This is a genomic window from Streptomyces sp. QH1-20 (assembly GCF_041283565.1).
GTDB classification, from domain to species: Bacteria; Actinomycetota; Actinomycetes; order Streptomycetales; family Streptomycetaceae; genus Streptomyces; species Streptomyces syringius.
The window spans coordinates 3,039,628-3,054,543 of record NZ_CP166299.1 but is presented as its reverse complement, the minus strand read 5'-3'; the positions used below and the strand labels follow the sequence as shown (position 1 = coordinate 3,054,543).

The window sequence follows — 14,916 nt, the reverse complement described above, 5'->3', positions numbered from 1 at the left end:
GTGGCGACGGGTGCTGGTGACCGCGATGACAGGTTCATCGAGCTGGACGGTGTGGAGAAGGTCTTCGAGGTCCGCCGCAAGGCGGGCTTCCTGCGCCGCGAGCGGCATCAGGTGCGGGCGGTGGACGGCATCGGCTTCACCGTGCCGCGCGGGGAGATGGTCGGCTACATCGGCCCCAACGGCGCCGGGAAGTCCACCACGATCAAGATGCTGACGGGCATCCTCGTGCCCAGCGGCGGCCGGCTGCGGGTGGCGGGCATCGATCCCTCCCGTGAGCGCACCCGGCTCGCCCGCCGCATCGGGGTGGTCTTCGGGCAGCGCACCACGCTCTGGTGGGATCTGCCGCTGCGCGACTCCTACGGGCTGGTGCGCCGCATGTACCGCATCCCCGACGCCCGTTACCGCGCCAATCTGGAGCGCTGCGTCGACCTCCTCGACCTGGGCGCGCTGCTGGACGTGCCCGTGCGGCAGCTGTCCCTGGGCCAGCGGATGCGCGGCGACATCGCCGCCGCCCTGCTGCACGACCCCGAGGTGCTCTACCTCGACGAGCCGACCATCGGCCTGGACGTGGTGAGCAAGGCGAAGGTGCGGGAGTTCCTGCGGGAGGTGAACGCCGAGCGGGGTACGACCGTGCTGCTGACCACGCACGATCTGACCGACATTGAGCAGTTGTGCAAGCGGGTCATGGTGATCGACCACGGGCGGCTGGTCTACGACGGCGGGCTGGACGGGCTGCACGCGGTCGGGGAGAGCGAGCGGACGCTCGTGGTGGACCTGGAGCGGGAGCTGCCGCCGATCGAGGGGGTGCCCGGGGCGCGTACGGTCAAGGTCGAAGGACCGCGTCAGTGGCTGGCGTTCGCGGCGGGGCAGAGCGCGGCGCCGATCGTGGCGGCGGTGGCCGAGCGGTATCCGTTGGTGGACCTGTCGGTGCGGGAGCCGGACATCGAGGCCGTCATCGCGAAAATGTACGCGCAGCGATCGGGGATCTAGGGGTCGCTCGTTAGGCTGTCCGTCATGATGAGCGAGCTTCCTGACATGCGGGCGTCCGACGCCGAGCGCGAGCGGGTCGCGGAGGCCCTGCGCGAGGCCGTGGCCGAAGGACGGCTGGACATGGAGGAGTTCGAGCAGCGTCTGGACGCGGCGTACAAGGCCCGTACGCACGGTGAGCTGGTCCCGCTGGTCCGGGACCTGCCGGCGCCGGGGACCGCGTCCGCGGTGGTGCCCGGTGCGTCGTCGGCTCCGGCGTCGCCGGCCGACGCGAGCTGGCCGGAGCGGATCGGCGGCCCGCCGACCTCGAAGGGTGCCGTCGGTGTGCTGGGCGCTTTCTCGCGCAAGGGCCGCTGGACGGTGCCGCGCGTGTTCACGGCCTTCTGTTTCTGGGGCGGCGGCGAGATCGATCTGCGGGACGCGCGGTTCGAGGACCGCGAGGTGGTCATCCGCTGTTTCGCCCTCATGGGCGGGATGCAGGTCATCGCCCCGCCGGACCTCCACGTCGAGGTGTCGGGCGTGGGCATCATGGGCGGCTTCGGTGACCGGGGCGGCGATGTGGCGGCCCCCGGTTCCCCGCGGGTGAGGATCACCGGCTTCGCCGTGTGGGGCGGTGTCGGTGTCGAGCGCAAGTGGGCGCGGGCCCAGCGGGAGCGGCTGCGCGAGGAGCTGCGGCGGGAGCGCCTGGAGGGCGGAACGCGGGACGGCCTGGACGGCGGGGAGCCGCGCAAGCGGCTGGAGTGACGTTCAGATGCGACAACGGCCGGGTGGGGGGACTCCCACCCGGCCGTTGTCGCGTTTCCCGTCGCGTTTCCTCGTGCTTACAGCGCGGCCGAGGCCTGCCCCTTGAGGGTTTCGAGGTCCACGGCGTCGGCCATGGCCCGGTAGCCGGCGTCGCTCGGGTGGAGGTGGTCGCCGGAGTCGTACAGCGGCAGCAGCCGCTGCGGGTCCGCCGGGTCGCGCAGGGCCGCGTCGAGGTCCACGACGTCGTCGAAGACCTGCCCGGACCGGATCTGCTCGTTGACGGCCTGGCGCACGGACTCCTGGACCGGCTTGCCGCCCCGGTGGCCGCCGAAGGGCATCAGCGTCGCGCCGACGACGCGCAGCCCGCGCGCGTGCGCCCGCTCGACCAGCTTCCGCAGCCCTGCGGTGATCCGGGAGGGGTCGGTCTGCTGCGGGAGGCGGAGGATGTCGTTGACGCCCAGCTCCATGACCACGACCCGTACACCCGTACGGGTGAGGACGTCGCGTTCGAAGCGGTCGAGGGCGCTGGGGTTGTTCGCGGGCACGGTGGCCGAGCTGCCGAGCAGGACGCGGTTGCCGCTGATGCCCTGGTTGAGGACGCCGTAGGCGGGCGCGCCCGGCTCGGTGCGCAGCCGGGCCGCGAGGAAGTCCGTCCAGCGCTGGTTGGTGTTCGGGGTGGAGGTGACACCGTCGGTGATCGAGTCGCCGATCACCGCGACGGCGCCCTTCGCGTCCTTGCTCCAGACGTCCACGGCGGTGAGGTAGCGCCAGTACTTGGTCTTCGTCCGGTAGCGCGCGCCGTCGAGGTCCTCGGCCCGGTCGCCGTGGGCGAGGTAGGAGGTCTGGCGGGCGTGCGGGTGGTGGGTGACCGGGCCCGAGGGGGTCGGTGAGTACGTGGTGACGAGCAGATCGGTCGCCTGGGGGACGACGAGCCGGACGGGGTCGCTGAGGACGGCGTGCCCGGCGGGGATCGTCACCGTGGGGCGCGCGCCGAAGGTCAGCCGGCGCATGCTGCCGGGTGCCGCGTCGGCGGTGCCGTGCCCGGCGGCGAGGGCGAGGGAGACGTGGGTGAGGGCCAGCGGCTGAGTGCCGTAGAGGTTGGAGAGCTGGATGCGCGCGCCGGTGCCGCCGATGGTGGTGTGCACGACGTTGCGGATCGACTGTCCGGCGTAACCGTTCGGGGTGTTCGGCTCGGCGGCGGACGGTGAGGTGGACCAGGAGCCGATCCACGCTCCCGAGGCGGCCGACGTGGCGGGGCGGCCGGGCTCGGGCACCTTCGTCGCGGAGCGTCCCTCGGGGCCGCCGACCCCGAGGAATATCGCGGTCGAGACGACGATCACGAGGGCCGCCAGCGCGGCGAGCACGGCATAGGCCGTACCGCGGGGCAGGGGAGGCCTGTTCATGGGCGGATTTCTCCTGGGGGGAATGCGGAGCGGACGGCTCCGAGGGGTCGGAGCCACAGGACGGGACTGGCACTGAGCAGCAACAGCGCCCTCGCGGTCCGATCGCCTCACCATGATCCCACGGTGGGGCGCGGGTGTGCTGAGCGGCAAAAGGACACGGGAAGGCCTCGGGAACGATCGGAGAACGGTCGGGAGAGCGGTCACGGATGCGGCGGGACGCAACGGTCACGACTGTCGGCGGATGCGGTCACGGGACGTGTCCCACGTCGGGAGGTGTCACATGCGACTTGTCAGACGACGGGAACTCCACGTCCGTTCCCCGAGTACCCCGGGTAGGGACAATGCACATCACGACAGCCGGAACGGGTGGTACGGATGATTCAGTCCAATTCGGGGGAGTCGGCTGCCGCCGAAAGGGTGATGCCCGCTCGGCCCGGCGGATTCACCTACAGCGCCGCGGACGAGGAGAAACGGCGCGGCGTGCGCCGGATGAAGGCCACGGCGACCGGCCTGCTGGCCCTCGTCGCCCTGGTCTACGCCCTCGCGAAGTGGGCGCAGTCCACCGGGGCGGGCGGCTGGGCTGCCTATGTGGCGGCCGCCGCCGAGGCGGGCATGGTCGGCGCGCTCGCCGACTGGTTCGCCGTCACCGCGCTCTTCCGCCGCCCGATGGGCCTGCCCATCCCGCACACCGCCATCATCCCGACGAAGAAGGACCAGCTGGGCGTCTCCCTCGGTGAATTCGTCGGCGAGAACTTCCTCTCCGGCGACATCGTGCGCGGCCGGCTGCGCGCGGTCGGCATCGGCTCCCGCCTGGGCACCTGGCTCGCCGGTCCGGACCACGCCGACCGGGTCACCGCCGAGCTGGCCACCGCGCTGCGCGGCGCGCTGACCGTCCTGCGCGACTCCGACGTCCAGGCGGTCGTCGGCGAGGCCATCAACCGCCGGGCCGACGCCCAGGAGATCGCCCCGGGCCTCGGCGCGATGCTGGAGAAGATCGTCGCGGACGGCGGCCACCACCGGGTCGTGGACCTGGTGTGCGTCCGCGCGCACGACTGGCTCGTCGAGCACAGCGACTCGGTGATGGACGCCGTCACCGGCGGCGCGCCCGGCTGGACACCGCGCTTCGTGGACCGCAAGGTCGGCGAGCGGGTCTACAAGGAACTGCTGCGCTTCGTGACCGAGACCCGCGACATGCCGGACCACCCGGCGCGCGGCGCCATCGACCGCTTCCTCGCGGACTTCGCCGAGGAGCTCCAGTCCGACACGGACACCCGCGAGCGGATCGAGCGGCTGAAGTCCGAGGTGCTGGGCCGCGCCGAGGTACAGGACCTGATCGCCTCGGCGTGGGGTTCGGTACGGGCGATGATGGTCGCGGCGGCCGAGGACGAGCGCAGCGAACTGCGGATGCGGGTCCGCGCCTCGATCCTCTCCCTGGGCACCCGCATGACGAGCGACGACCGGCTCCGCGCGAAGATCGACGGCTGGCTGGAGGACGCGGCGGTCTACGTGGTGACGACGTACCGGGACGAGATCACGCTGCTGATCACGGACACGGTGGCGAGCTGGGACCCCGAACAGACCACCCGCAAGATCGAGGCCCACATCGGCAGGGACCTCCAGTTCATCAGGATCAACGGCACGGTGGTGGGCGCGCTGGCGGGTCTGGGCATCTTCACGGCGTCACGCCTGCTGGGGGCGTGAGGCCTGGAGCTGCCGCCTGTGGTGTCCGGGCGCGCACCCGGATGGCGGCCTTCGGCCGGACCGTCGGGGGGAACCCATGGGGAGCCCCCCGACGGAAGGAAGCGGCCTCATGGCGAAGAACGCCCACGTGCGTCACAGCGGTGACGGGTCGGCATTCTGGATGCTCAACGGTCTCTACGAGATCAAGGCGTCGAGCGACGAGACCGACGGCGCGGTGACCGTCGTGGAGATGACCCTCCCGGAGGGCATGGGCCCACCGCCCCACACCCACCCCGGGACGGAGAGCGTCTACGTCATCGAGGGCACGGTGCGCTATTACATCGCCGACGAGACGTTCGAGGGCGGCCCCGGGTCCTTCTTCCACATCCCCGCCGGCACATGGGAGCGGTTCGAGCCCACGAGCACCGCCCGGCTGCTGGTCACCTACGCGCCGGGCGGCATCGAGGCCTTCTTCGCCGAGGCGGGCGAACCGGCCCAGCGGCGGGAGCTGCCGCCGATGTCGGACACGCCGCCGGACGTCGAGGGCCTCATCGAGATCGGCAAGCGGCACGGCATTGAGATGCGTCCGATGCCGTGACGCCGGGGCGCTGTGCCGATGGTTGGACCGTGCGGTCGGCTCGGCTGCCGTGGAAGTGGGAACCCCGTAGATTCACCCGGTGACCTACGACATCACGCTCGTGCGGGTACGGCCGGGCCTGACCCTTCAGCAGACGCTCGACCGTCTCAACGCCGACTTCGACCCCGAGGCAGATCTGCCCCTGCTTCGGCTTACCGACGCACAACGGGCCGAATGGGATCGCATCCTGGAACGGGTCTCGCGGGAGATCGGACCTGTCGAGTCCGAGGAGTACCTGTACAGCTTGACCCTTGAAACGGTCGGTCCGCCGGGACGGGTGCAGTTCGACTACTGCGGGGACACAGCCAACATAGAGGTCGCCTATCGCCACTCGGGTCCGGCGGCGTTGGCGGTGATGGAACGGGCTTATCGCATCGCTCGCATCGCCGAGGAGGAAAGCGGTCTGACGGGCCACGACTTCGAGGTGGACCAGCCGACCCGAACCGGCGACCCGGCCAAAGCCGCTGCCCGGCTGGGCGGCGTATCCGATTGGGCACAGCATCACGTGAGCCGGCGGATCGCCGAGCGATGACGTTCGACCTGGGGCGTCAGACGTAGACGAGGCGGACGACTGTGACGGTAAGAACGGCAGCGCTGATGTAGTAGCGGACGACAACCCCGCTGACAGTTGCTTCACGCCGGTCGGCGTCATCCTTGACCGGGGTGGAGCCATGGCCGTACGGGTCGCTGGTCAAGCGCCGCATTCCGGCGTCGAAACTTGCGGCATCGCATTGCGAGCGTGGGTGTTGGCCGGAGTGGCCCCGATGTTCTCGCCGTAGGCAAGGCGCCCGAAGAGGCGTTCGTCTTCGTCATCGGCGCCTGTGACGACCAGTGCCCAGCGGACGTGAGCAGCAGGCAGCTCAGCCGCAGGGACATGCTCGATCTCGCGGTCGAATTCCTCGGCCTGGTCGGCTGCCATGGGGGCGTCATCCGGATGCTCTCCCGCTATGGGCGCCCTACCCCGCCTGCGACGTGATCGACGTGATAAGGCTGGTGATTTCCGGGGTAATCGCGTCCACCGAGGCTTGGAGCTCCGTGAACGCGCTGGTGAGAGCACTCAGGTCAATGCTCGCGCCGGAGCCGGCCTGTGGGGCGGCCGCAACGGTGGGGGTCTGCGGGGCGGTCGCAGCTGTTGCAGTGGTGCCGGTGGCCCCGATGAGGAGCGCGGCGCAGGCGGTGGTTGCGGCGACAGCGAGGGGCTTGCGCATACTCATGGTTTCCTATCCGTTCTTCTGCATGACATTTCAGTCCTTCTCCGCAGCCTTACCCCTTGGGAGCCTGGTCGACGTCACGAGGGGTGGAGCGAAGAAGCACTAGCAGGCGCACGAGCCTCCACGCCCGCCCACGCAGTGAATCGGGCAGCGCTGAGGACGCCGAGCTACGTCCGGAGTAACGGGAGCCGTAAATCGGAAGACACGACTGGCGCAGAGTGAAAGGGCAGGCGGCACGCTTGACGAACGATTTTGCTCGCACGCTCCTCGGCTACACCCCAGAGCCGAGGGCTGCCACGAGGGTCCCCGACCCACCGCTGGCTCGCGCTTCCGATTTTGCCGGTCCTGGACACGTTCTGAGCGTTCGATGGAGTTCGTCGCTTGTGGTCTGTGCCCAGACGAGAGCCGAGGCCGCAAGGTGCGTCGTCGCTGTCCACTGCGTCGTGCTTCTCCGGCCTTGGTGCGGCTGATTCAGACGGCTGACGCGGGTGCCGCCCAGCGGGGCGCGCCCACGCCGCTCGCCCCCCAGCGGATGCCGCGCCGCACGATGCGCGCCACGTGCCGGGCTGCCGCGCGGTCCGCTCGGTGGGCGCGGTGCGGGGGCGGCGTGGTCGTCTGGGGCAACTCTGCTGGCCGCAGAGCGCCGTAGTCCATGAACCGTCTGGTTCCACAGTCATTGCAGCGCGCCTCGCCATGGGTCTGTGTCCAGCCCGAACGATGCCCGCAGCTCCCGGGCCGGCTGCCCTCGCCCTTCACAGGGCGTGCGCCCTGCGTCGGTGCGAACGTACGGCGACGAGGGCGTCGCCGGCCTTCTCCTCGTCGCCACCCGCGATGGCCCGTCGCCGGGCGGCTTCGAGTTCGGCGCACTCGGCGCAGTTCATGAGACCCGTGGTCGCCGCGCGGGCCGCCGCCCGCTCCTCGCTCGTCGCCAACCGTAGGGCTCCCGCCGGGACTTCCCACTCAAGGCCGCCGCCGGGCGTTCTGACCTGCACGCGGTCGCCGACGTGTCCGATCACCTGCACGAGTCGCTTCTCTCGGGTGTCCATCACGAACACACCGACCCTGTATGTCATCCGCTACACCCTTCCAAGGTTCGAATGCGCGCCAACCCGTGCCCATTGAGCGCAACTTGCGCCGCACCATTTCAGCAGTGGCGCGGCGTATCCAGAATGCATCCGCTTGGCGCTCGCGACAAACTTCAATCGATGGAGCGACAAATTGAAGAACGACACTCTGTGGACTGGCACTTGGGGATTCGATTGGCCAGTATTCGGGGTCCCGGCCGCAGGGGTTGGGGGCGCAGGACAGTCGAGGAGCTACGCGTGGGACAGCAGGCACAGCGCACCGCCAGACGACGCAGGCTCGGAGCGGAGCTGAGAGCGCTCCGGGAAGCGGCGAAGGTCTCACCAGAGGAGGCGGCGGGCGCCATCCACGGCGACAGGTCGAAGATCAGTCGGCAGGAGACCGGGCGCCACCGTGTCACCCGACTCGAACTGGATGTGCTGCTGAGCCTCTACGGAGTCAAGGACGAGAAGACGCGCGAGTGTCTGGTCGCCCTTGCGTCCGAGGGGCACAAGAGGAGCTGGTGGCGCCAGTACGGCGACACGCTGCGGCCGAGCTTCAAGGAAGGACTGTCCCTGGAGTCCGATGCGACAAAGATCCGTGCCTTCCAGTCGCAAGTGATTCCTGGACTCCTTCAAACCAGACCGTATGCAACCGCAGTAATGACTGGTTCGGATCCGCTGCCCGAGGAAGAGCTTGAATTCTATCTCGACCTGCGGATGGAACGGCAGGAAATCCTCCGGCGGGATAAGTCGCCAAGCTACATGTGCATCATTCCCGAAGGTGTCCTGCGCCAGCAGATCGGCGGGCCTGCGGTGATGGCGGAGCAGCTGCGGAGGCTGATCTGTCTCAGCCAGTCGCCTGAGATGACCATCCAGGTCACCCCACTGTCTCAGACCGTCTTCACCTGCACAGGCGGCTCGTTCGACATCTTCTCCTACCCGGAGCCCATGGGCCTGGACGTGGTCCAAGTCGAGTATCTCGACGGTGCCCTGTACCTGGAGGAGGATGAGGCCGTCACAAAGTACAGGCGCGCGTGGGGGCGGCTTCAGGCAACGGCGCTCCCGGCGCAGCACTCCATCGAGTTGATTGCATCGATCGCACGTGAACTTGAATCCGAGTGAGGTACGCGTGAAACGCCACAATCTGCCCGCATACGCGTGGCGCAAGTCCTCCTATAGCGATAACCAACAGGTCGGGTGTGTCGAGGCGCAGCTGACCGACGACGGCCTCATAGCCATAGGCGACAGCAAGGACCGCGCCAGAGGCGCCTTCACCTTCACGCCCTCCGCATGGACGTCCTTCGTCGGCGCCGTCCGGCGCGACGCGATCGGCAGCCGGGCAACGGGGTGAGGGAGTCGGGCGACCGGAGCGGCGGCCCCCGCGCCTACCGCTCGTTCACCCGGGCCGTCAGAGCGGATGAGCTGCGCCCCCGGTAGCGGCGGCATCCGTCAGGGCAGGAGCCGGAGGCAGGCTTACCGCTCGTAGCGGGAGCGGTAGAGAACGATCAGTGCCAGGCCCGCGCCCAGCATGACCAGCGCGCCGCCGAAAGCCATCGACGCGCTCATCGGCGGCCCGCTGTGGGCCAGTTCGTGGCCGTCGCCCGCCACCGGGCCCGCGTGCGGGCGCACGGACGGGCGCACGGTCGGGGGTGGCATCGGGCGGGGCAAGGGGGGCAAGGGCTTCGCCCCCGCCGTGGGGGTGGCGGCCGGGGTCGCCGACGGGCTGCCCGTCACCGCGGCCGGCGTCGGAGGGGCCCACGGGCCCGGACGCGACGCGGCAGCCGCGCTCAGCGCGGCCAGGGCGCATACGAGCAGCACGCCGCCGAGCGCGGTCGCCAGGACCGCCAGGCCGGCCGTACGGGACCTTCCGCCCAGTTCCTTGCGCATGTACGAAAATATGCATGGACAAGGGTGCGGAACCCGGCAAAACACGCGCCGGGTCCCCCGGACGTACGCCCGCCGCTACGCCTCCTTGAGTACCTGCCGCTGCCGCCCCAGGCCGTCGATCTCCAGCTCCACCACGTCCCCGGCCCGCAGATACGGCTTGGGCTCCGGTTGGCCCATGGCCACGCCCGCCGGGGTGCCGGTGTTGACGACGTCCCCGGGGTAGAGGGTCATGTACTGGCTGACGTACCGCACGACCTGGGCGACGGGGAAGATCTGGTCCGCCGTGCTGCCGTCCTGCCGCAGCTCCCCGTTCACCCACAGGCGCAGCCGCAAGTCCTGCGGGTCGGGGATCTCGTCGGCGGTGACCAGCCACGGGCCCAGCGGGTTGAACGTCTCGCAGTTCTTGCCCTTGTCCCACTGGCCGCCGCGCTCCATCTGGAACGCCCGCTCCGAGACGTCGTTCGCCACCGCGTACCCGGCTATCGAGGCGAGGGCCTGCTCGTCCGTCTCCAGGTAGCGGGCCGTCCGGCCGATGACGACGGCCAGCTCGACCTCCCAGTCGGTCTTCTCGCTGCCGCGCGGCACCAGCACCGTGTCGTCCGGGCCGACGACCGTGTCCGGGGCCTTGAGGAAGAGGACCGGCTCGGTGGGGACCTTGACCCGGAGCTCGGCGGCGTGGGCGTGATAGTTCAGGCCGACGCAGACGATCTTGCCGATGCGGCCGACGGGTGGGCCGATCCGCAGGCCGGTCGGGTCGAGCGTGGGCAGGACGCGGGCGCCGACGGCGGCCCGCACGTGCTTCAGCGCCGACTCGTCCGCGAACAGCCCGGCGTCCACGTCGGGCACCAGGGCCGACAGGTCGCGCAGTGTGCCTTCCTCGTCCAGCAGCGCCGGGCGTTCCGCACCCGCCGGTCCCACACGCAACAGCTTCATCCGTACGACTCCCACGGTCGAAGGGACGGCCCGGACGGCCTTGTCCGGACCGGCCGATGGGGGACGGCCATCAGGTGAACTGGCCGATCGTGCAAGAACGGCGGCTCCCTCCGCAAGTCCACGTCCGGCAGTTGGACCGTCACATGAGCGCTCATACGCGGGCCTTGCGCGCCGACTGCGGTACCCGAAGGGGCGTCAGGTACGCCCGTTCGGCCGCCGTCCAGGCCGTGGTGGCCGCCAGATAGAGGCCGGCCGCCAGTGGCACGATCGCGGCGGTGACGAGCGTGCCGAAGGTGAGCAGCGGAAGGATCTTGGTCAGCCCCGTCATGCCCGGGACCTGGTCGGCCCCCGGGACGGGCATGGTGGCGGCTGCCTTGCGGCTGCGGGTGTACGTCCATGTCGCCACGGCCGCGATCAGGGCGAACAGGCCCAGGTAGACCAGGCCCTGCGGGCCGAACACCCCGCCGTCGCCGAGTGCGCCCGCCCACCGGCCGCCGAGCGGGGCACCCAGCAGAGTGTGATCGAGGAGGCCGTCGCCGCCGGAGCCCGTGGTGAAGAGGTGGTACATCACATAGAACACGGGCAGCTGCACCATGGACGGCAGGCAGCCGGCCATCGGCGACGAGCCGGCCTTGGCGTACATCTCGGTCGCCGCCTTGTGCAGCCTCTCCGGGTGGTTCTTGTGCTTGCGGCGCAGCTTCTCCAGCTCGGGTGCGAGCTCGGCGCGGGCTCCCTCGCCGCGCGCGGCCGACCTGGCCAGGGGGTGCAGGGCGAGCCGGACGCCCAGCGTGAACAGGACGATCGCGGCGGCCGTCGCCGAGGCGCCGAAGAGCGGGTCGATGAGGTCGGCGAGGTGCGACAGCAGGGTGCCGAGGAATGCGAAAACGGACATGGGTGAGCCCTCCACGGGGTCTCGTCGTGCCGGAAACGGAAGGGGTTTCGGCGTGACGAGCCGCGCGGGCTCAGCTCGGCTCAAGTGAAATGCAGTGGCGGGAGCGGAGCGCCTACGCGGCCGTCGGGAGGGGACGGCCGGGCGCTCGGGGCCGGGGGCGGCCCTGGGCATCGGGATCGCGTTGGGCGAGGAACGCCGTACGCAACTCCCGGTCCCGTATCGCGGTGCGTATGCGGGTCGGCGTGAGCGGACCCGTGACGCGGGCGGCGAGAACGGCGCAGGCCAGCAACGCGGCCGCGACGGCCGTCGTCGCGGCCAGCGCGACGACGCCCACCAAGCCGCTCTGCGCGAGCAGCAGTTCGGCCAGCAGGAAGAGGAGCACGCTCACGTGCGTACGCATGGTGTCGCGCAGGACGTGACGCATGAGGTGGTCCCCCCTCCCCGAAGGCCGTTCGTTCAGTCGTTCGTTCCGATGCTAGACGGTGCCACTGACAACCGGCACGTCCGGGCCCGGATCCGTCGCCAGCACCTCGGAATCCGGCCGCTCGTCGGCCGTCTTCGGCCCCAGCCAGGAGACCACCAGCGCGACCACCAGGTTCAACCCGAGGGCGATGGCCCCCGCGTTCACCCCCCACAGCGGGTCGTTCTCGGTGAAGACCAGCGCACACACCAAGGTGCCGCCCGCCACCAGACCGCTCACCGCACCCCAGAGCGTCAGCTTCCGCCACACCAGGCCCAGCAGAATCATGGGCACGAGTTGCGCCATGCCCTCGTACGAGATCAGTGACAGCCGCACGAGCGTATTGGGCTCGGTGTAGGTGAGCAGCAGGGCCAGTCCGCCCGCCGCCACGACCACCACCTGGGCGCCCGTCTTCTGCCGGTCCGGGCGACCCGCCAGACCGGGCATGACGCCCAGCACGCTCTTGCCCCACATGGTGCCGATGACCAGCATGAACACCGCCATCGGCACGATCGACGACAGGGCCGCCGCGACCCCGATCACCCCGACCGCCCACGCGGGCAGGGAGTCCACCACGAGCTTGAACAGCGCCAGGTTCGACCCCGGGCCGGCCAGTCCCGGCACCACGAAGATCGCCGCCATGCCCAGCAGCATCGGCACGAACAGCAGCACGTTGTAGAACGGCAGCAGCATCGCGTTGCGGCGCAGCCCGTCGGCGCTGCGCGCGCCGAGGTAGCCCGCCACGGTCGTCGGGAAGATCACCACGGTCAGGGAGTTCAGGAAGCTCGTCGTGACGAACCAGCTGCCGCCCAGGCCGCTGCCACCGTGCCCGGTGAAGGTCAGCCAGTCCGGCTTCTCCGCCACGAGGCGGTCCAGGAAGGGCCCGTAGCCGTCGAAGTAGTGCAGCGGGACGTAGATCGCGAGGAAGCCCAGGGTGCCGATGACCAGCACGTCCTTGAGTACGGAGACCCAGGCGCTGCCGCGCAGCCCGCTCACGACCACGAAGCCCGTGGTGACGGCGAAGGCGATGAAATAGGCCCAGTTCAGGCTGATCGCGCCGTAGGAGATGGTCGAGACGACCACGCCCATGCCGGTGATCTGAAGCTGGATGTACGGCAGCAGGCACACGGTCGCCAGGATCGCGACGGCCGTGCCGAGCCACGGGCGCCCGTAGCGGTGGGCGACCATGTCGGTGATGGAGACGAGGCCGTGCTCGCGGGCGTAGGACCAGAGCATCGGCCCGACGACGTAGCCGATGGCGTAGCCGCAGGACATGTACGCGATGACGTAGAGGACCGGCGCGCCGTGGTTGTAGCCCCAGCCCGCCGCGCCGAGGTAGCTGAAGCTCGTGTAGCCCTCGCCCGCCATCAGCACCCAGATGAAGACCGTGCCCATGCTGCGGCCGCCCACCGACCACTCGGTGAGCCCGCCGCCCGAGCCCCGGCCCCGGACGGCGAAGAGGCCGAGGGCGACGGTGAGGACCATGAAGACGCCGAAGACCGACGTCGCGACGGTGGCGTTCACACCCGGCCCCGCTTCCGGTCCCCGCGCCAGGCGAGGAAGACGGCGGCCGGTGTCAGCAGGGTCGCCAGCAGCAGCCAGAAGAAGAGGAAGGGCAGGCCGGCCACCGTGGGACGGACGCGGTCGACGAGGGGCAGTGCGCCGAGGAAGAGCGCGTAGGGGGCCAGCAGCCAGAGCAAGGCGGGACGTTTCAGCACATGGTCGACCCTAGGTCGTGGTGCGGTGGCTCCCTCTTCCGGCCCGTCCCGGTGGTGGCATCGGTGCAGGCCACGCACCCCTGCGACAGGGGGACCGGTCGGCCGTAGAAACGCTCACCCCTTCGGGTGTAAACGATGCCCGTCCGCCGTGCATTTCGGGGTGCGACAGACGCGGCGTGTAGAGATGGACCGCCATTCAGTGCTGTTCGGTGAACGAATTGATTCCGATTTCTTCTTCCTGGCTCCGCGGAACCGGTGAGTGACCAGAGAAACAGGGGAGTTGCCCTTGCGTCGCGACGCGCCAAGCGCACCGAAGGAAATCCCGTCGGCGCCGACTGGGCATGTTCGACGCCGGCGCTGCGCAGTGGTCATGACCGTCGTTCTCGGAGCGGCCTACGGCCTTCTGGCCACCGACACCGCCAGCGCGCTCCAGTTCGCCTTCGCGGGGCGGGTGCCGATGGTCATCAGCGCGGAGAAGATCAGTGTGTCCGGGTTGTCGATCAACCCGGGCCTGTCGTCGGGAAAACATTCCGATGCGGCACTCATGTCGCTCTTCCAGGATTTTCGAGCCGATGAAGTCTGTGTGACGTCCGTGGTGGAACTGCCGGTTGTCGGAGCCACCACCGCCCGTCTGTACGCCGACACGCTGTCCGCCTCGAAGTTCACCATCGAGACGTCCTCCCTCACTTCGTCACGCGTTTCCCTTTCCTCGGCCGGCCTGGAAACAGAGCGGGACCCGGCAACACCCTTCCGGCTGACCGCGGGCTCTTTTCACGCATTCGACGTCCGTGTCGAACCTCGCGCGTTCGCCGCCGCGAGTCTGACCGCGAAGGGATTCCACGCGGACTTCGTCCACGGCCGTCAAGGCTGCCCCTCCAGCCCTCATCGGGGTGCCGGGAAATGACTATGAACGATCTGTGGCCGACCGCTCGCTCCCGTTGGCTGCCCTGGTACCGCACGCGCCCGTTCTGGGGCGGCCTGTTGATGTGCCTGGGCGGCGTCGAAATCGTGCTGACCACCTGGGACGGCCTGGGCATGCTGCCGTTCTCGGGAACCGCCGGGGCCTCCGCGTGGCTGCTGGGCAGTCTGTGTCTCGTGTCCGGGATCGCCACCTGGCAAGCTCCCGAAAGGCGTGCTTTCCCGGGGGTCCTCGCGCTCATGCTGTCCCTGGTCAGCCTGGTCGCGGCCAACATGGGCGGCTTGTTCCTCGGATTCCTCCTGCTGGCATCCGGTGGGGCGATCACCGTGGCCTGGACGCCCGAGCCGCGTAGCAGCAAGGCATCGTAAGAACCATCTCCCA

Annotated in this window: 21 protein-coding genes; 10 read left to right on the top strand and 11 right to left on the bottom strand. The window is 69.8% G+C overall.

Annotated elements, in window-relative coordinates; translation table 11 throughout:
- The gene (locus AB8O64_RS13715) at positions 1-990 is read left to right on the top strand and encodes an ATP-binding cassette domain-containing protein (protein ID WP_370419435.1); all 990 of its coding nucleotides are present in this window, start codon (positions 1-3) and stop codon (positions 988-990) included.
- A gap of 24 nt (positions 991-1,014) precedes the next feature.
- Positions 1,015-1,731: a DUF1707 domain-containing protein gene (locus tag AB8O64_RS13710; protein WP_370419434.1), complete on the top strand. Its 717-nt coding sequence runs from the start codon at positions 1,015-1,017 to the stop codon at positions 1,729-1,731.
- Positions 1,732-1,808: 77 nt separating this feature from the next.
- Here AB8O64_RS13710 and AB8O64_RS13705 read toward each other — a convergent pair whose 3' ends face one another.
- The gene (locus tag AB8O64_RS13705) at positions 1,809-3,134 is read right to left on the bottom strand and encodes an SGNH/GDSL hydrolase family protein (protein WP_370419433.1); all 1,326 of its coding nucleotides are present in this window, start codon (positions 3,132-3,134) and stop codon (positions 1,809-1,811) included.
- Positions 3,135-3,554: 420 nt separating this feature from the next.
- Between AB8O64_RS13705 and AB8O64_RS13700 the strand changes: the two genes are divergently transcribed.
- The 3 genes from AB8O64_RS13700 (at position 3,555) to AB8O64_RS13690 (ending at position 5,983) form a co-directional block, all read left to right on the top strand.
- On the top strand, positions 3,555-4,835 hold the full coding sequence (locus tag AB8O64_RS13700; protein WP_370423864.1) for a DUF445 domain-containing protein: 1,281 nt from the start codon (positions 3,555-3,557) through the stop codon (positions 4,833-4,835).
- A gap of 109 nt (positions 4,836-4,944) precedes the next feature.
- Positions 4,945-5,412 (top strand): cupin domain-containing protein, encoded by a 468-nt coding sequence (locus AB8O64_RS13695; protein WP_370419432.1) that lies wholly within the window; start codon positions 4,945-4,947, stop codon positions 5,410-5,412.
- Positions 5,413-5,491: 79 nt separating this feature from the next.
- Positions 5,492-5,983 (top strand): hypothetical protein, encoded by a 492-nt coding sequence (locus AB8O64_RS13690; RefSeq protein ID WP_370419431.1) that lies wholly within the window; start codon positions 5,492-5,494, stop codon positions 5,981-5,983.
- Between the two features lie 16 nt (positions 5,984-5,999).
- On the opposite strand, the gene AB8O64_RS13685 is transcribed toward AB8O64_RS13690, so the two are convergent.
- Entirely contained in the window at positions 6,000-6,146 is a 147-nt protein-coding gene (locus tag AB8O64_RS13685) for a hypothetical protein (protein WP_370424071.1), read from the bottom strand.
- Entirely contained in the window at positions 6,143-6,370 is a 228-nt protein-coding gene (locus tag AB8O64_RS13680; protein ID WP_370419430.1) for a hypothetical protein, read from the bottom strand. Before AB8O64_RS13680 ends, AB8O64_RS13685 begins: the two co-directional genes overlap by 4 nt.
- Before the next feature lie 53 nt (positions 6,371-6,423).
- Between AB8O64_RS13680 and AB8O64_RS13675 the strand changes: the two genes are divergently transcribed.
- Positions 6,424-6,768, top strand: a complete 345-nt coding sequence (locus tag AB8O64_RS13675; protein ID WP_370419429.1) for a hypothetical protein — start codon at positions 6,424-6,426, stop codon at positions 6,766-6,768.
- Between the two features lie 365 nt (positions 6,769-7,133).
- On the opposite strand, the gene AB8O64_RS13670 is transcribed toward AB8O64_RS13675, so the two are convergent.
- Together AB8O64_RS13670 and AB8O64_RS13665 are read right to left on the bottom strand one after the other, a co-directional pair.
- Entirely contained in the window at positions 7,134-7,418 is a 285-nt protein-coding gene (locus AB8O64_RS13670; RefSeq protein WP_370419428.1) for a DUF6255 family natural product biosynthesis protein, read from the bottom strand.
- Positions 7,415-7,735, bottom strand: a complete 321-nt coding sequence (locus AB8O64_RS13665; RefSeq protein ID WP_370419427.1) for a hypothetical protein — start codon at positions 7,733-7,735, stop codon at positions 7,415-7,417. Before AB8O64_RS13665 ends, AB8O64_RS13670 begins: the two co-directional genes overlap by 4 nt.
- A gap of 249 nt (positions 7,736-7,984) precedes the next feature.
- Between AB8O64_RS13665 and AB8O64_RS13660 the strand changes: the two genes are divergently transcribed.
- Together AB8O64_RS13660 and AB8O64_RS13655 are read left to right on the top strand one after the other, a co-directional pair.
- Entirely contained in the window at positions 7,985-8,848 is an 864-nt protein-coding gene (locus AB8O64_RS13660) for a helix-turn-helix domain-containing protein (RefSeq protein WP_370419426.1), read from the top strand.
- A 7-nt stretch (positions 8,849-8,855) separates the two neighbouring features.
- The gene (locus AB8O64_RS13655) at positions 8,856-9,077 is read left to right on the top strand and encodes a DUF397 domain-containing protein (RefSeq protein ID WP_370419425.1); all 222 of its coding nucleotides are present in this window, start codon (positions 8,856-8,858) and stop codon (positions 9,075-9,077) included.
- A 122-nt stretch (positions 9,078-9,199) separates the two neighbouring features.
- Here the strand turns inward: AB8O64_RS13655 and AB8O64_RS13650 are convergent, their stop codons facing one another.
- The 6 genes from AB8O64_RS13650 to AB8O64_RS13625 form a co-directional block, all read right to left on the bottom strand.
- The gene (locus tag AB8O64_RS13650) at positions 9,200-9,613 is read right to left on the bottom strand and encodes a hypothetical protein (RefSeq protein ID WP_370419424.1); all 414 of its coding nucleotides are present in this window, start codon (positions 9,611-9,613) and stop codon (positions 9,200-9,202) included.
- A 75-nt stretch (positions 9,614-9,688) separates the two neighbouring features.
- Positions 9,689-10,546, bottom strand: a complete 858-nt coding sequence (locus tag AB8O64_RS13645; RefSeq protein WP_370419423.1) for a fumarylacetoacetate hydrolase family protein — start codon at positions 10,544-10,546, stop codon at positions 9,689-9,691.
- A 151-nt stretch (positions 10,547-10,697) separates the two neighbouring features.
- A complete protein-coding gene (locus AB8O64_RS13640; protein ID WP_370419422.1) occupies positions 10,698-11,438 on the bottom strand; it encodes a YidC/Oxa1 family membrane protein insertase in 741 nt (246 codons plus the stop codon).
- A 112-nt stretch (positions 11,439-11,550) separates the two neighbouring features.
- Entirely contained in the window at positions 11,551-11,862 is a 312-nt protein-coding gene (locus AB8O64_RS13635; protein WP_370419421.1) for a DUF6412 domain-containing protein, read from the bottom strand.
- Between the two features lie 51 nt (positions 11,863-11,913).
- A complete protein-coding gene (locus tag AB8O64_RS13630) occupies positions 11,914-13,422 on the bottom strand; it encodes a sodium:solute symporter (RefSeq protein WP_370419420.1) in 1,509 nt (502 codons plus the stop codon).
- Positions 13,419-13,616: a DUF3311 domain-containing protein gene (locus tag AB8O64_RS13625; protein ID WP_361932255.1), complete on the bottom strand. Its 198-nt coding sequence runs from the start codon at positions 13,614-13,616 to the stop codon at positions 13,419-13,421. Before AB8O64_RS13625 ends, AB8O64_RS13630 begins: the two co-directional genes overlap by 4 nt.
- A 370-nt stretch (positions 13,617-13,986) precedes the next feature.
- On the opposite strand from AB8O64_RS13625, the gene AB8O64_RS13620 reads away from it, so the two are divergent.
- A complete protein-coding gene (locus tag AB8O64_RS13620) occupies positions 13,987-14,520 on the top strand; it encodes a DUF6230 family protein (protein WP_370419419.1) in 534 nt (177 codons plus the stop codon).
- Positions 14,521-14,522: 2 nt separating this feature from the next.
- Entirely contained in the window at positions 14,523-14,903 is a 381-nt protein-coding gene (locus AB8O64_RS13615; protein WP_370419418.1) for a DUF6114 domain-containing protein, read from the top strand.
- Positions 14,904-14,916: the final 13 nt, after the last annotated feature.

What these genes read in the sequence shown, in the direction of transcription:
- AB8O64_RS13710 (WP_370419434.1), top strand. Translation starts at nt 1,015, where the DNA reads ATGATGAGCGAGCTTCCTGACATGCGGGCGTCCGACGCCGAGCGCGAG.
- AB8O64_RS13705 (WP_370419433.1), bottom strand. Translation starts at nt 3,134, where the DNA reads ATGAACAGGCCTCCCCTGCCCCGCGGTACGGCCTATGCCGTGCTCGCC.
- AB8O64_RS13700 (WP_370423864.1), top strand. Translation starts at nt 3,555, where the DNA reads ATGCCCGCTCGGCCCGGCGGATTCACCTACAGCGCCGCGGACGAGGAG.
- AB8O64_RS13695 (WP_370419432.1), top strand. Translation starts at nt 4,945, where the DNA reads ATGGCGAAGAACGCCCACGTGCGTCACAGCGGTGACGGGTCGGCATTC.
- AB8O64_RS13680 (WP_370419430.1), bottom strand. Translation starts at nt 6,370, where the DNA reads ATGGCAGCCGACCAGGCCGAGGAATTCGACCGCGAGATCGAGCATGTC.
- AB8O64_RS13665 (WP_370419427.1), bottom strand. Translation starts at nt 7,735, where the DNA reads ATGACATACAGGGTCGGTGTGTTCGTGATGGACACCCGAGAGAAGCGA.
- AB8O64_RS13650 (WP_370419424.1), bottom strand. Translation starts at nt 9,613, where the DNA reads ATGCGCAAGGAACTGGGCGGAAGGTCCCGTACGGCCGGCCTGGCGGTC.
- AB8O64_RS13645 (WP_370419423.1), bottom strand. Translation starts at nt 10,546, where the DNA reads ATGAAGCTGTTGCGTGTGGGACCGGCGGGTGCGGAACGCCCGGCGCTG.
- AB8O64_RS13640 (WP_370419422.1), bottom strand. Translation starts at nt 11,438, where the DNA reads ATGTCCGTTTTCGCATTCCTCGGCACCCTGCTGTCGCACCTCGCCGAC.
- AB8O64_RS13635 (WP_370419421.1), bottom strand. Translation starts at nt 11,862, where the DNA reads ATGCGTCACGTCCTGCGCGACACCATGCGTACGCACGTGAGCGTGCTC.
- AB8O64_RS13620 (WP_370419419.1), top strand. Translation starts at nt 13,987, where the DNA reads ATGACCGTCGTTCTCGGAGCGGCCTACGGCCTTCTGGCCACCGACACC.
- AB8O64_RS13615 (WP_370419418.1), top strand. Translation starts at nt 14,523, where the DNA reads ATGAACGATCTGTGGCCGACCGCTCGCTCCCGTTGGCTGCCCTGGTAC.